Origin of the sequence: Aliivibrio sp. S4MY1, from assembly GCF_028765545.1 — a bacterium.
In the GTDB taxonomy this organism is placed as follows: Bacteria; Pseudomonadota; Gammaproteobacteria; order Enterobacterales; family Vibrionaceae; genus Aliivibrio.
In genome coordinates this window covers 210,951-226,290 of sequence record NZ_JARACP010000008.1, presented here as the reverse complement: position 1 = coordinate 226,290, position 15,340 = coordinate 210,951, and the positions used below count along the sequence as shown (strand labels likewise).

Below are 15,340 nucleotides of genomic sequence, written 5' to 3'. Positions count from 1 at the left end.
TTTGATTTTGTTGATATAAGCACCCAAGGTAATCGCTGAGGGTGCTTTTTTATTGGATATTTATCCGTTTCTGATAAACTGCGCTTGTTCACTTTTTTGAGGTACATCATGACATCACCAGAACCTAAATTAACTCGCTTAAATAAATTCATCAGTGATACTGGTTACTGCTCGCGCAGAGAAGCCGATAAGCTTATTGATCAAGAACGTATTACTATTAATGGCAAGGTTCCTGAAATGGGGACAAAAGTCGCTGAAGGTGATGAAGTTTTAGTTGATGGTAAACCGCTAAAAGCGAAACAAGAGCGTATCTATATTGCGTTTAATAAACCCGTAGGTATTACTTGTACAACTGAACGTCATGTGGAAGGAAATATCGTTGATTTCATTAATCATGAACAACGTATCTTCCCAATTGGACGTTTGGATAAGCCGTCAGATGGTTTGATCTTTTTAACCAGCGATGGCGATATTGTAAATAAGATCTTACGTGCAGGTAATGCTCATGAAAAAGAATATGTAGTACGTGTTGATAAGCCTATTACTGAGGAATTCTTACAGAAAATGGCAGCTGGCGTACCTATTTTAGATACGGTTACTTTACCTTGTAAGATTAAACAAGAATCGCGATTTGTATTTCGAATTACGTTAACTCAAGGGCTAAATCGCCAAATTCGTCGTATGTGTGAATATTTAGATTATGAAGTATTTAAACTAAAACGTGTGCGTATAATGAATATTGATCTCGGTAAGTTAGCTTCTGGAGAATGGCGTTATTTAACGACTTCTGAAATGAACGAGATTAATAGTATGATAGGCGAATCAAGTAAAACAGAAGAAGCCTCTCGTAAAGTCAAAGAAGTTGATGGAAAGATTAGAGTCTTAAAAAAGGCCAGTTCAGGTCGTAATCATCACTCAAATAATACGTTTAATGAAAAACGCCGTGAAAAAACCAAAGAAGAGCGTTTTGGTAAATCTAGCTCAAGCCGTAATACTGATCGCAAACCGAAAGGTAAAGGGCAATCAGAAATTAAAGTATGGCGAGCCAAATAGGTTGTTTTTTCAACGTGTTAGCTAATTTATCAACGTTTTGGCGATAAAGTCTACAAACAGAGAGTTAAATTAAAATTTTTGTTTGACTCTTTTTTTAAATAAGTTACATTAAGCCCCGTAAAGAGATGGCGCCTTGGCAGAGTGGCTATGCAGCGGATTGCAAATCCGTGGACCTCGGTTCGACTCCGGGAGGCGCCTCCATTCTTTATAATGCGACACTAGCTCAGCTGGTAGAGCGCAACCTTGCCAAGGTTGAGGTCACGAGTTCGAACCTCGTGTGTCGCTCCAGATTTTGTAAAAAATAGTCAAGGTATTAATTGACTGTTTTAAAAGATGGTGTCTAACCGTTCTTTTTAGAACACATTGGTTAGGAGCATCGCAATAAAGAATTGCGTGCCCTGGTGGTGGAATTGGTAGACACAAGGGATTTAAAATCCCTCGGCGTTCGCGCTGTGCCGGTTCAAGTCCGGCCCGGGGCACCATCTATTTTATATTGGAATGTAAATTTTAATATAACGTGTTATTTAATAACACAAAAGTAACAGCGTAAGTAAAAATGGCGCCTTGGCAGAGTGGCTATGCAGCGGATTGCAAATCCGTGGACCTCGGTTCGACTCCGGGAGGCGCCTCCACTTACTCAATAAAATTAAACATTACGGCAGTAGCGGTAATGAAGATGGTGTCACCTCTCTTTAATTAGAGTCATGGTTAGAAGCATCGCAAGAAATTGCGTGCCCTGGTGGTGGAATTGGTAGACACAAGGGATTTAAAATCCCTCGGCGTTCGCGCTGTGCCGGTTCAAGTCCGGCCCGGGGCACCATCAATTAGAAAGGCTCATCAGAAATGATGAGCCTTTTTTCTTTTTTATTAAATCAAAACGGCTATCCGAATTTATATCAAACTGAGTAATTAGTGCCTTAAAAAACGTGTAGACGTCTAGATGTAAATATTTCCAAACCGCGCAAGTTACTGTATAATGCGCCTTTCTACTTATTTATCTCATTTATGCTTCAAGGCAAAGATTATGAACCTTTCTGCTAAAACTGTTGTTGTTATTGCTATCGGTGCTGCTCTGTATGGTATTGGTGGCTTACCAATGTTTGGTATTCCTGTATTTGCGAATACAACATTAAAACCAGCCATGGCTGTGCTTGCATTATTCTCGGTACTTTATGGACCGATCGTAGGCTTCTTAGTTGGTTTTATTGGCCACTGGGTAACAGATTTGTTTGCAGGTTGGGGAGTTTGGCTTACGTGGGTACTTGGCTCTGGCATTGTTGGCTTGGTTATTGGTTTATTTCCTATCATTACAAAAAAACGTATTGAATCGGGACTTTTTGATAAAAAAGACTTTTTCATTTTCGTTGTATTGGCCTTTGCAGGCAATGTAATTGGTTACGGTACTTCTGCTTTCTTAGACACTATTTTATATGCAGAACCATTCACAAAAGTATTTATGCAGCTTTGCATTATTGCAGCAGGTAATACGGTGCTTATTGCGATCGTGGGTTACTTTATTTTGACTAACCTAGCAAAACGTAAGCAGCAAAGCACAAACCTAACAGAGGCGCCATAATAAATGAGCGTAACCTTTTCTAATTTCTCTTTTCGATATGCGTCACAGGATAAGCCGACGCTTAAAAATATCAATCTAAGGATAGAGCAAGGAGAAAAGATCTTAATTATCGGCCCAAGCGGTAGTGGTAAGTCAACATTAGGCCAATGTTTGAATGGTCTTATTCCTCATACCATTAAAGGTGAGAGCCAGGGGCAACTTCATATTAATGACCATAATGTGTCAGAATGGCCTATAGAACAATATACTGAAAATGTAGGTACGGTTTTACAAGATACTGACAGCCAATTTGTAGGCTTAACGGTTGGCGAGGACATTGCTTTTGCTCTTGAAAATCAAATGGTATCAAGAGCTAAAATGTATCCGATTGTTCGTGATACGGCTAAAATGGTTGACCTTGAACAGCTATTGAAAAAATCGCCTTATGACCTTAGTGGCGGGCAGAAACAGCGAGTATCACTTGGCGGTATTCTGGTAGACGATGTTGATATTTTATTGTTTGATGAACCATTAGCAAGTCTTGACCCAAAAACAGGCAAGGCAACGATTGACATTATTGATGATTTGCATAAAAACAGTGGTAAAACGGTTGTTATTATTGAGCACCGTTTAGAAGACGTTCTTTATCGTTCTGTGGATCGTATAATTTTAATGGATCAAGGTGAGATAGTTGCGGATATGACGCCTGATGCGTTAATTCGATCCTCGCTATTAGCAGAGCACGGTATTAGAGAGCCATTGTATATTTCGTTATTAAAACGATGTGGTATTGACCTTAGCTCATTAGCAAACTGTAGTCATCTAGCATCAATACCTAACAATCAAATTAAACCAGCGGTTGATTCTTGGTTTTTAGATAATGAGCCTTCAACACCTTTAGACGTAAGAGAAGAGACGCTTTTGTCTATTGAAAACCTGAGCTATTCATACGATGGTAAGATCAATGCACTAGAAGATGTCTCTTTTACGGTGAATAAAGGCGAATTTGTCTCTATTTTAGGCAAAAATGGATCTGGTAAATCGACAATAACAAAACTTGTAATGGGCGTTTTACACCCTGATCAAGGTTCTATTGCATTAAATGGTCAAGATCTCGCCGAGTTGTCTATTTATGAGCGCTCACAAAAAGTGGGGGTGGTGCTACAAAACCCAAACCATATGATTTCTCACCATATGATTTATGATGAAGTTGCGTTTGGTTTAGTGAATAGTGGTTTATCAGAAAAAGAAACAGAAGATAAAGTACTTAGAGCCTTAGATTTATGCGGATTAAGCCGTTTTCGTCACTGGCCTATTGATGCATTGAGCTATGGGCAAAAGAAGCGAGTCACTATTGCATCAATTTTAGTTCTTGAACCTGAATTATTGATCCTTGATGAGCCAACTGCTGGGCAAGATTATCAAAATTATACCTCGATGTTGAGCTTCATTAATCAGCTAAATCGTGAACTTGGTTTAACTGTACTTATTATTTCGCATGATATGCACCTAGTATTAGAACATACCACTCGCGCTATTGTAATTGCTGATAGTAAATGTATTGCTGATCAAAAAGTAACTCATATCTTTAGTAAACCGGAATTGTTAAATAAAGCAAATTTAACCGTAACAAGCTTATATGAGCTAGCAGAGAAGCTAGGTATTACCAATATTACAGGCTTTATACAGCAGTTCATAACCGCAGAACATGAGAGTAAAAAGAATGTCCACTGATAAACAAAGTTTTGGTATTAACTATGTGGATTTAGATACTTGGCTTCACCGTTTAAATGGCGTAACCAAGTTTCTTCTATTTATAACATGGATAACGGTAGTCTTGACGACATTTGATTTACGGATCATTGTTCCACTGATCATGATTGGTTTATATTTGCTAAGGGCGACAAAAGTGCCATTTAAAGCATATAAACCATTGCTGATTGGCACTGCGACAGTTCTAAGCATGAATGCGGTGTTTATGTTTTTACTTGCTCCCAATCAAGGCAATGAACTGCTGGGTTCAACAACCGTGATAATGCCAATTTTTGGTAGTTATGCGATTACACAAGAGACCTTATTTTACTTAATAACCGTGACTTTAAAATACTTTAGTATGTTCCCAATTGCTCTTGTGTTTGTATTTACAACGCATCCGACGGAATTTGCTGCAAGCTTAAATCGTATTGGCTTACCGTATAAAATTGCTTATGCAGTAAGCTTAACATTACGTTATTTACCTGAAGTAAAAAGTGATTTTGTGAATATTATGCATGCACAACAAGCTCGCGGAGTTGATTTGTCGAAGAACGTACCTGTATTTACTCGTATTAGTAATATTGCCAAAATACTTGGGCCATTGATCTTTTCTAGCCTAGATAGAGCTGATGAAATTTCTAATGCTATGGTATTAAGAGGTTTTGGGAGAGCAAAAAGCAGAACATGGTTTAGTGAAAAGGCAATGACAAGAGCTGATAAGCTCGTGATTAGTGGGTTGCTAGTTATTATGATTTTAGCTATTACCAAGCGTGTTGTTGAAACGAATCTCTTTTGGTATCCATTTGGGTAATAGCATTAAATAATGAAAAGTAGGTATTATGCCTACTTTTTATTTTTCGGTTTCACTAAAGTGCTCAATCACATCAGAGCTGATATTTTCATGGCTGAAAATTAACATCGAAGTGAGTTTATTAACCATATCTTCAGGCTCTAGTTCACTAAAAATTACATTATTAATAAGCTTTTTAATAAGCACTTCTTCATGTTCAAGAAAGCCACGAGCGTCAATCTCAGCAGGAATATCATTAGGCATGCGGTCAAAGTGCAAGAATGCCATGTTATGGTTTACTGAAGTATTCAATAATTGCTCTGGAAACCACTCTTCACCTGTTACGACCTCTAAGTCATCGTTACTGGATGCTTTAATATCTTGTAAGTTTTGAATCAGTTTTGAAATTTTCACACTTTTTTCTCAAGAGATGGATTACTATTCATTAGTATCAACACTATACTTAAATTCTAAAGTCGATTGAAATTATATTTCACTTCAATTGCTTAGTTCGTTTGTCTTTTAATCAATCACTATTATTAACTTAATGTAGAGTACTTCTTTTGTATAAATATGTTTTTAACCTAAAGCGCCTATGTTTAATTATTGTCCCATTGCTTTTTGTCAGTTCAGCTTACTCAGAAGATCAGATTGTTCCTTTAAAGGAAAAAGAAAAGGACTGGGGGATTGCAGCTGTTATTCGAACTGCAAGTATTCCTTATACAACAGAGACTGAAACAGTATCGACTTTTATTCCGATGATGTTTTTTGAAAATGATTACGTTTTTATTAATGGAATGGAAGGTGGCGTATACCTATATCAACAGAGTGATTGGCAGCTAAGTGCATTGATGCGTTTGCGTTATTTTGATCTACCCAAAGAAGCTCAAAATAAGGCGGGCGGAGATGTTGTGGATACTGGTCTCCAAGCTCGATATAGCATCAATAATGAATGGTTCTTTGATACTGAATTAATGGTTGATCCTAAATTTCGCTCTTATATGAACTTTAGACTTGGGGCAGAAATAGAATCAGGAGATTGGTGGTTTAATCCAAGCATAGAAGCTCGATGGAAAGAATCAGAGTTTAATAATTATTACTATGGTTTAAATGACAGCAGCAATGACACATTAAGTGCAGGTGTTGATGTAAAAGCGGGGTTTATGTCTCGTTATCATGTTACGTCTAATCTATATCTTCTTGGTGGTAGTTATGTATCTCGCTTAGATGATAGTGCTTACAGTAGTCAATATATTGATAATCGTTGGGAATTTGAGTATTTCCTAGGTGTTGGCTTCTTTACTGATAACTCTAGATCGAGAAAAAATATTAGCAATAAGCCGTATTTGCGAGTTGCTCATGGTTGGGCAACACCATCTAATATTGGCGATATTATCCGTTTAGATTCTGAAAAAGACCCGCATAATAACCAAATGACGTCTGTTTTTTATGGCCTACCCTTAACGGATGAGCTATTTTCACTGCCCATCGATTTGTACTTAACTCCTGGTTATGTTCAGCATTGGCAATCAGATGTACAAAATTTAAATTCAGAATTTGTTGTTGCGATTAAGGCCTATGCGACGATCCCATGGCCAACCAAATGGCGATTTGGTGTTGCTGAAGGCCTATCGTACATCAATCGCGTTTCTTACATCGAACAGTCCGAAATGGATAGAAAGGGGTATAAAGAAAGTAAGTTATTAAACTATCTAGATTTTTCTTTTGATGTGAATTTGGGTGATTTATTTAATCAGCGAGATTTAGATGGCGTATGGCTTGGTTATAGTATTCATCACCGCTCTGCAATTTTTGAGAACTCATCCCAATATAATCGTATAAAAGGCGGCAGTAACTACAACTCTATTTATATTCAATTCGATATATAGATAAATAGTTTCATTTAGTTAAACATAATAGCAATGGCGTTCATATTGAGCGCCATTGTTATTTCTGGCTTTTTATTTTATATCAAAGTGTTAGTAATACCAATACCATTAATTATCTGATTATTATTACTGGTTAAATCACTCAATAGTTGCGTTAAAAATTATTATTGTAGAATAACTACTTATAAGATTTTTGCCTTACTCTTAAGTGATTTTCCTGCGTAATAAATAGATCATCTAATTAGTTACATTCGTATAATTAAAATCTATAATAGGAATACTACAAAACACAAGAAAGCCAAATAAGTGACGCTAGGTCATAATATTGTCCTTTTTTATCAGTGCATTATCTATTGTGGTTATTGTCAATAGTGTTATCTAATTATATTGAATATTTGATGTTAGTCATAAAAAGTCGTGCAACTTATACTTTTTAGTTAGAGTCGATAAAATTTGTTTTGCGATGCGAAATATGTGAGTTATTATTTTTTTGGAATGAATATCAAAAAATTCGATACGTTTAGTAAAGGAATACAATGCGAGTTTTTCAAAAAATTACAATAGGAATGTTGATCTTATCTATTGGTGCATTAATTTGGTATCACTTTAGGGGAGATACTAAAATGATAACTATTAGCCCTGAACAATATCAATATTATGCAGCGGATGATAAAAAAGTTGGTGGTATCAGTGAGGCTGTTTTAGCTGAAAAAAATGGCAAACCTTCAATGCACTGTACTATGAAAAAAGGAAAATATGCTTGGCCATATTGTGAAGTTGCGATCCATTTTTCCGATAGCATATTTGAAGGTATTGATCTTTCATTATATTCAAAACTTATTTTAGATATTGACTATAAAAGTGCTGACCCAAATGGTCGATTACGTGTTTATTTGCGAAACAGTAACCCTATTTATACGAAACGAAATGATGCTGCATCACTTAAGTTCAATGGGATTGAATATGAGCCAGGTTTTAACGCTGGACCTAAAGAAATAGCTTTGGCGGACTTCCAAGTTATGACGTGGTGGATTGCTGATTATAAAGTGTCAGTAGAGCACGCCGCTCCAGAATTTTCAAATGTATCAATTATTGAAATAGCCACTTCATCGACAGTAAAAAGTGGTGAGTTTGAAATAACCATTAATAGTATAGAACTACGTGGCTCATGGATTAAAGAGAATACACTACTTAAAATTATTCTGTATGCGTGGCTAGTTATAATTATTGCTTATATTTTATATGAACAGAAGAGATTAAATCGAAGCCTTAAAGCAAGTGCTTATCGCGAAGGTCGATTACGTAAATTAAATGACACACTTAAAGAAAAAAACGTTGAATTTGCAGAACTTGCGCATCGTGATTCATTAACGGGAGCTCGAAATAGAAATGCTGTACGAGATTGGTTAGATCAAATGTCTCAACAGGTTCGTTGGGGTAAGCAGGCGTTTTCTGTTATCTATATAGATATAGACTATTTTAAAAAGATTAATGACAAACTTGGTCATCAAATTGGAGATGATATATTAAGAGAGTTTGTGTTAGTCGTGACAAGTGCAATTAAAAATACGGATTTTTTAGTGCGTTGGGGAGGGGAAGAATTTATCGTTTTCTGTCCAAACCATAATGCACAACAAGCGACAGAGAAAGCAGAACACATTCGTAGAATCGTTGAGCATCATTTATGGTGCCATAATGAATCATTGACCTGTAGCTTAGGCATAGCAGAGATGAAAGATGAACGCATCAGTGAGGTTATTGCTCGTGCAGATGATGCGTTATATAAAGCAAAAAACGCAGGTCGAAATCAAGTAGTAACCAGTGCTAATGTGATGAATGCGGGTGAAAGTATTTGTTTCAGAATTTAACTGCAATAAACTAAATTATATAAAAAGCCTTAATATTGATGACGTAATAAGGCTTTTTATTCAACAGGAAGGAGCTGGTGTTTTATTGGTTCTTTTGGACCTAAAAACTTAGGTTGTACATTAAAAATATATAGGTCTAATAACGCTTTCGTTCTAGCTAATATTTCTCTTATTCTAATTTTTGTATTCGCCCAGCCTGTAGGAGAAGGCACCACTAAGCAGACTGTATCCATAGAGAAATGGTTAGCAATGAAGACAGCTCGCTGACAGTGAAATTTTTGAGTGACGATAGTAAGACTATTAGCATCAAATATTTGTGTTGCCCTTTGTACAGAATCAAGCGTTCTAAAGCCTGCGTAATCAAGAGTAATATTTTCTTCTGGGATCCCAGCTTTCAACAAGTCTCTTTTCATTGTCCATGGTTCATTGTAGGAACGATGAGCATTATCACCACTCAATAGAAAGTGGGTTACTTTATTTTGTTTGTATAACTCAATGGCAGCATCAATACGGTATTGATAGTATGGGTTTAACGTCCGACGAATGTATTTACTGGTACCCAGTACGAGTGCTGTTTCTTGAGAAGGCAGAGCTTCAATATTTTTATATAGTTGAGATGATGTAGATAAAGAAATAGATAAATCTGCCAGCAAAACAGCAGACACAATAACCCCTATGATTAGCGTGATAATTTTCAACCATAACTTAACATGATAAAGTAAAGGGAGTTTCATTGAGCCTCAACTTGATGAGTAGATATTATACTTGGCGATTTTTTTGTGCCCACATACCGATAATAATAAAGGTAGAAAGAACAATAGCAAGCATAAAAGCGGGTTCAATAGTTCGCAGTGCAGAAGTGAGAAAGGGTGATGCTTTTACAATTAATAGACCATAACCAAAAGCATTTACACCGATAAAAGCACAGGTACGAATTAAAAAGTGTTTACCAGATAGAAAAGCACGAAGTGCTCGATTTATATCCCCTCCTAGCATGACTAAAGCACAAGCAATCATAGCAACTGAAATATCTGATAAGTATGGGGTTAAGTAGCTTCCCATTGAGTTAAAGAAAGAAATCACGTGATTCATATAAGTATCTTTTTAAAGTCTATGTAGTTTATATAAGTAATACCAATCGTAGTAAATAGCTGATTACTCTAGCTGGTTAAAATGCTCGATAACTGCGTTGAAATTTTTGATTGTAAAATAACTACTTATCGAAACTATTTATTGAAAAGTACCGCCTTGTTCTCAAGCATTTTTCCTGCGCTATTTCTGATCACTTACTTACTGTGATTGGTATAATAGAAACATATAGTTGAAAAAAAACCAGAGAAATTTTCTCTGGTTTTGATTTTGGTGGGAATTTTTAATTAAAACGCAGTACGTTTGTAACGACGGTATACTGGTTTCCAGAAGTATTGCTCAATTTTTTGATGCAGTGCTTCGTCAGTAATCTCTAGTGCATACCCTTGTTCAATTGCTTTTTTAGCAACGGCAAAGGCAATTTTCTTGGATACTGTGTGGATCTCTTCTAGTGGTGGAAGAAGGGCTCCAGACCCATTAATAGCAAGCGGTGAACATTCTGCTAATGCTCGGCTTGATTCTTGTAACATTTCATCTGAAACACGAGTCGCTTTAATTGCCAGTACGCCTAGACCAATACCAGGGAAGATAAAGCTGTTGTTACATTGTGCAATTGGGTAGATTTGGCCATCGTGTGTTACAGGATCGAATGGGCTACCTGTTGCGACTAGTGCTTGTCCATTAGTCCAGCGAATAATGTCATTCGGTGTAGCTTCAACTCGGCTTGTTGGGTTTGATAATGGGAACACAATAGGGCGTTCGCAGTGTTTATGCATCTCTTGGATAACTTCTTTGCTGAATAAACCAGGAGCGCCAGATACACCAATTAACACTGTTGGTTTTGCATTACGCATTACATCGACAAGTGAATAGTTAGGCTCTTCAGAAACCCAATCTTTCGTATTTTCAGTTTTTTGTACTAAACGTTGTTGGAAATCAAGTAGGTTTGGCATGCCTTCTTGTAATAAGCCCCAACGGTCAACCATGTACACTTGTGAGCGTGCTTGCGCATCAGAAATACCTTCAGATACCATTTGAGCAATAATCGCTTCAGCAATACCACAACCCGCTGAACCTGCACCTAAGAAGGTAACACGTTGTTGGGCTAATGAACTGCCCGCGGCTTTACATGCTGCAAGTAAAGAACCCACTGTAACGGCAGCGGTACCTTGAATATCATCATTAAAGCAACAGATACGATTTTTGTAGCGCTCAAGTAGAGGCATCGCATTTTTTTGTGCGAAATCTTCAAATTGAACTAGTGCTTGAGGCCAGCGACGTTGAACGGCTCGAATAAAGTCCTCAACAAACTCAGCATATTCATCACCCGTTACACGAGGATGACGCCAGCCCATGTACATAGGGTCAGCTAGACGTTGAGGGTTATTAGTACCTACATCAAGAACGATAGGTAGAGTATGCGCAGGGCTAATACCACCACATGCGGTATACAGCGCTAATTTACCAATAGGAATACCCATTCCCCCGATACCCTGATCACCAAGACCAAGAATACGTTCGCCATCAGTAACTACAATCACTTTTACGTTTTGGTTTGCGGCATTGTTTAATAGGTCATCAATTCGATTTTTGTTCTCATAAGAGATAAATAACCCACGACCACGACGATAAATGTTTGAGAAGTTTTCACACGCTGCACCAACGGTTGGAGTGTAAATAATTGGCATCATTTCGCTGATGTGATTTTGAACTAAACGATAAAACAGAGTTTCATTCGTGTCTTGAATATTACGTAGATAGATATGTTTATCCATATCATTTTCAAAACTTTGATACTGCTTATAAGCACGACCAGTTTGCTCTTCGATGCTTTCGATTGCTTCAGGAAGTAAGCCTTCTAAGTTAAAATACTTACGCTCAGTAGTGCTGAATGCGCTGCCTTTATTTAGCAGAGGGGTACTTAGAAGTGCTGGGCCAGCATAAGGGATATATAGGGGACGTTTGTTGTTATTCATTGTTATGCTTCTTCAAATCAAGAATGAACCACAGATCCTATTCCTACTTTAAACAAATATCAAAGCGTGAATGAAAATAAAGTGCGAATAGAGTCATGTTTTTATCAATCAAATCCGATAGAGTAGTCAAATATTCTATTATTTTACGGTTTGTATGTTTTTGTTGCCAATTAATGCCATTCACTCTGAGTTTTCATCTGTTATTTTAACTAAAAATGCAGTCGTTCAATCTGAAACTGGTTCAGGAAAATCAACACACTTGCCACTATGGGCGGCGGAGTATGGACGTGTCTTAGTCATTGAGCCGAGAAGGATCGCTTGTACTACATTAGCCGAATATCTAGCACAGCAAAGTAGTAAGGCTTTGGGGGAAGATATTGGGTATGCGATAAAGCTCGATAGTCGATATTGTGAAGAGAGTAAGATTGTATTTGTGACCCCTGGAATAGCATTAAAGTGGTTCATGGAAGACAAATTAGTTTCATTTTCTCATATTATGATTGATGAGTTTCATGAGCGTCGATGGGATACGGATCTATTATTATCGTTATTGCATGATCATCAACAGCATCGTCTTATTTTAACTTCTGCAACGATAGATACTAAACCATTGGCGAGCTATGCAAATGCCACGGTTTTAACCGCTAAAGGCCGACAGTTTACCGTTCAAATATCGCATGTTTCTGAGCACTCGCAACAAATGCCATCGGCAAGGGACATCGAACAGCGAATTATCTCAACATTAAAAACGGTGATTCAGCGAGGAGAAACTGGCGATATATTGGTGTTCTTACCAGGTAAAAAAGAAATCATACAATGCGTACAAATAGCCGCAGGGTTATATCCTAATCACCAAGTGATCCCTCTGTTTGCAGGGGTATCAGACTTACATCGTAAGCAAGCATTAACTCAGTCGAGCCAACAGCGGATCATTTTTTCGACTAACGTGGCAGAAACTTCCCTTACTATCCCAAATGTCACGGTGGTTATTGACTCTGGATTAGAGCGAAGAGCACACCAACGAAATGGCCGAACTACGTTATCTCTTCAAGCCATTTCTAAAGCGAGTGCAGAGCAGCGCTCAGGACGAGCAGGGCGAACTCAATCCGGTCAAGCACTTCGATTATATGGCGAACATGCTCCACTCGAAAAAATGACACCGCCAGAACTGCAAAGAGAAGAATTAGTTGAAGCGGTATTGGCGTCTGCCAGCTGTAAGAAAGCTTTGCGAGAGATGACATTCTTAGAGCCGTTACCAGAAAAATCATTAGCATTAGCCGAAGAAAAACTACAACAAATGGGTGCGATAAACAGTGAACTTATGATCACTGATTATGGGTTGCAATTGTTTCCCTTACCCATTGATACCCTCTTTTCGCATATGCTTTCGGTAGTGAAAGGCCGCTCTGAAAAAGAAACCGTTGCCGATTTAGTGGCGGGGCTTTCTGTTTCAAATAAATTGTTCTCAATCGCTAATTCAGAAATGGCACGAGATGAGTTTTTGCGTTGGAACCCTAAATCCTGTGATCTCGTTACTTTAGTCTCTATTGTTCGAGGTCATAATTGTGATGGATTAATGATTGATGATGAATTGCGTAAAGAAGCTCAGGCATTAGCAAAGCAGATCCGTAGTGAGTTAGGGTTACCTGAGCTAGCAGCCAGTAGCAGATTGAAAAGAGAAGAAGTGCTACAGCAATTGGTAGAAAAGCTGCCAGAGTTGGTTTTTGTTCGGAGAGAAAAACGCAGAGAAGCCTTTGGAAATGGTAATTTGGAAGTCGTTCTTGGTCGAAATCATCATTTTTTACCTGTTGATGAAGCTGCTATTATATTTAATCAGTTTTCTTTACCTGGAAGAGGCAATAAACAGACATTGACAATTGCAACGGCACTGGCGCCGATAGATGCTTCTTGGGTTATTGAAAGTGGACTGGCGGAACGTCGGGTTGGTGAATGCGTTAATGATAATCAAGACATTAAAATAGCGTATGATTATTATTATGCCAATCGACTATTGAAAACGGTTTATGTTGAACCGAAAGAAGAGGATGCAATAGCGGTTATCGTTTCTCAAGTGATTGACGGTTGCATCTTGCCATCACTTAAGGAGAAAAGAGAAACGGAAATTGCCGCTTGGCAGCTATATTGTCAATTGAATGGTAATAATAAGATATCCATAATGACGTTCGAGTCTTGGTTCACTCAACAGTTAAGAGAGCTAGGAGTTACCTCATTAGATGATATGGAGATGTTTGCTGAAGATGACTTTATTTATGATGGGATCCCTGAATGGGAATTGAGTGATTTCTTGGCGACATACCCTCAAATAGTTGTATTACCCGATATAACCGTGTCTGTAGAATATTTCCCTTCGAGTAAACGTATCGTGCTAACGTACCTAAAAGGCGATAGAAAGAATGATCTCAAAAGATGGGAGCTCCCTACATGGTCTGGGTGGTGTATTCAATATAAAAAAGCCAGTCGCAAAGTAGATATAAGATAATTTCAAATAAGAAAGTGGAATATCGGTATGTATTTTGCTTCTACTGTGTAAAAAGGCAAGTTACTGACAAAAGGTCAATTATGAAAAAATGGATGCTATTAATTGCATTGGCTATTCCTCTTGTAACATCAGCAAAAGAATTAAATCGTATTCATAGTTATGAAGACAGCTATGTATTAGGTACCTATACCAATGAGTTGAATAAAGACACCTATATTGCAGGTGGTTTTGAAGATGCTGATGGATTACAACAAGTTGAAGTTAAATTTCAATTTTCTTTAGCCGTTCCAATTATTCCGATTAATCAAAGTACATCGGTCATGTTTGCATATACACAAAAGTCATTATGGCAGTTGGGAAACAATGATATATCATCCCCTTTTAGAGAAACCAACTATAAGCCTCAGTTCTTTGTTATGCATCAATCAAATATGTTGTTATTTAATAATGCAGAGATTGGTTATGTACATGAATCAAATGGTCAAACAGCCAGTTTATCTCGTAGTTGGGATAGAATGTATGGTGCTTTAGAACGCATTGACGGGCCTATTCAGTATGGTGTTAGAGCATGGTATGTTTTTGCCGATGAAACACCAAATGAAGACATGACTGACTATCTAGGTGATTATGATGTATGGCTAAAGTTAGGAAATGATATAGGTCAGTTTAATACGCGTTTCCATTATAATTTGAGAACAAACAAAGGTGGAGCGGAAGCAGGCTATACTTTGTATTTAAATAAATTTGTTGGTTTATATGTTCAAGCCTGGAAGGGATACGGTGAAACCTTAATTGATTATGATCATGACCAAACTCGAATTGGTTTAGGAATGAAGCTAATTCCACCAAATTAATTCAAGTTACT

General features: G+C 37.5%; 12 protein-coding genes and 5 tRNA genes. 13 read left to right on the top strand and 4 right to left on the bottom strand.

The window, feature by feature from the left end:
* The first annotated feature begins 108 nt into the window (after nt 1–108).
* From rluF to PVK71_RS11155, 9 genes are all read left to right on the top strand, one after another.
* The gene (gene rluF, locus PVK71_RS11195) at nt 109–1,053 is read left to right on the top strand and encodes a 23S rRNA pseudouridine(2604) synthase RluF (protein WP_274418541.1); all 945 of its coding nucleotides are present in this window, start codon (nt 109–111) and stop codon (nt 1,051–1,053) included.
* 127 nt (nt 1,054–1,180) lie between these two features.
* Nucleotides 1,181–1,254, top strand: a tRNA-Cys gene (locus tag PVK71_RS11190).
* Between the two features lie 11 nt (nt 1,255–1,265).
* Nucleotides 1,266–1,341: transfer RNA gene (locus PVK71_RS11185), tRNA-Gly, on the top strand.
* Nucleotides 1,342–1,448: 107 nt separating this feature from the next.
* Nucleotides 1,449–1,535, top strand: a tRNA-Leu gene (locus tag PVK71_RS11180).
* A gap of 76 nt (nt 1,536–1,611) precedes the next feature.
* Nucleotides 1,612–1,685: transfer RNA gene (locus PVK71_RS11175), tRNA-Cys, on the top strand.
* Between the two features lie 101 nt (nt 1,686–1,786).
* Nucleotides 1,787–1,873: transfer RNA gene (locus PVK71_RS11170), tRNA-Leu, on the top strand.
* A 204-nt stretch (nt 1,874–2,077) separates the two neighbouring features.
* Nucleotides 2,078–2,629 carry an ECF-type riboflavin transporter substrate-binding protein gene (locus PVK71_RS11165; RefSeq protein ID WP_130045574.1) on the top strand — a complete coding sequence of 184 codons (552 nt, stop codon included), beginning with the start codon at nt 2,078–2,080 and terminating at the stop codon, nt 2,627–2,629.
* 3 nt (nt 2,630–2,632) lie between these two features.
* Nucleotides 2,633–4,342, top strand: a complete 1,710-nt coding sequence (locus PVK71_RS11160; protein ID WP_274418539.1) for an ABC transporter ATP-binding protein — start codon at nt 2,633–2,635, stop codon at nt 4,340–4,342.
* On the top strand, nt 4,332–5,174 hold the full coding sequence (locus tag PVK71_RS11155) for an energy-coupling factor transporter transmembrane component T family protein (RefSeq protein WP_274418538.1): 843 nt from the start codon (nt 4,332–4,334) through the stop codon (nt 5,172–5,174). The genes PVK71_RS11160 and PVK71_RS11155 overlap by 11 nt, the downstream gene beginning before the upstream one ends.
* A gap of 39 nt (nt 5,175–5,213) precedes the next feature.
* Here the strand turns inward: PVK71_RS11155 and PVK71_RS11150 are convergent, their stop codons facing one another.
* Nucleotides 5,214–5,567, bottom strand: a complete 354-nt coding sequence (locus tag PVK71_RS11150; protein WP_274418537.1) for a hypothetical protein — start codon at nt 5,565–5,567, stop codon at nt 5,214–5,216.
* A gap of 200 nt (nt 5,568–5,767) precedes the next feature.
* On the opposite strand from PVK71_RS11150, the gene PVK71_RS11145 reads away from it, so the two are divergent.
* Both PVK71_RS11145 and PVK71_RS11140 read left to right on the top strand, forming a co-directional pair.
* The gene (locus PVK71_RS11145; protein ID WP_274418567.1) at nt 5,768–7,042 is read left to right on the top strand and encodes a MipA/OmpV family protein; all 1,275 of its coding nucleotides are present in this window, start codon (nt 5,768–5,770) and stop codon (nt 7,040–7,042) included.
* 623 nt (nt 7,043–7,665) lie between these two features.
* Nucleotides 7,666–8,910 (top strand): GGDEF domain-containing protein, encoded by a 1,245-nt coding sequence (locus tag PVK71_RS11140; protein ID WP_274418536.1) that lies wholly within the window; start codon nt 7,666–7,668, stop codon nt 8,908–8,910.
* Nucleotides 8,911–8,966: 56 nt separating this feature from the next.
* Here PVK71_RS11140 and PVK71_RS11135 read toward each other — a convergent pair whose 3' ends face one another.
* The 3 genes from PVK71_RS11135 to PVK71_RS11125 all read right to left on the bottom strand — a co-directional run bounded on the left by PVK71_RS11135 (nt 8,967) and on the right by PVK71_RS11125 (nt 11,975).
* The gene (locus PVK71_RS11135; RefSeq protein ID WP_274418535.1) at nt 8,967–9,644 is read right to left on the bottom strand and encodes a SanA/YdcF family protein; all 678 of its coding nucleotides are present in this window, start codon (nt 9,642–9,644) and stop codon (nt 8,967–8,969) included.
* Between the two features lie 25 nt (nt 9,645–9,669).
* Complete coding sequence (locus tag PVK71_RS11130; protein WP_274418533.1) at nt 9,670–10,002, bottom strand: DUF3392 domain-containing protein; 333 nt, start codon at nt 10,000–10,002, stop codon at nt 9,670–9,672.
* Nucleotides 10,003–10,286: 284 nt separating this feature from the next.
* Nucleotides 10,287–11,975 (bottom strand): NAD-dependent malic enzyme, encoded by a 1,689-nt coding sequence (locus PVK71_RS11125; RefSeq protein WP_274418531.1) that lies wholly within the window; start codon nt 11,973–11,975, stop codon nt 10,287–10,289.
* Nucleotides 11,976–12,129: 154 nt separating this feature from the next.
* Here PVK71_RS11125 and PVK71_RS11120 point away from each other — a divergent pair, with 154 nt between their 5' ends.
* On the top strand, nt 12,130–14,475 hold the full coding sequence (locus tag PVK71_RS11120; RefSeq protein ID WP_274418530.1) for a helicase-related protein: 2,346 nt from the start codon (nt 12,130–12,132) through the stop codon (nt 14,473–14,475).
* An 80-nt stretch (nt 14,476–14,555) separates the two neighbouring features.
* Nucleotides 14,556–15,329, top strand: coding sequence for a phospholipase A (locus PVK71_RS11115; RefSeq protein ID WP_274418529.1), 774 nt, complete (start codon nt 14,556–14,558; stop codon nt 15,327–15,329).
* Nucleotides 15,330–15,340 lie beyond the last annotated feature (11 nt).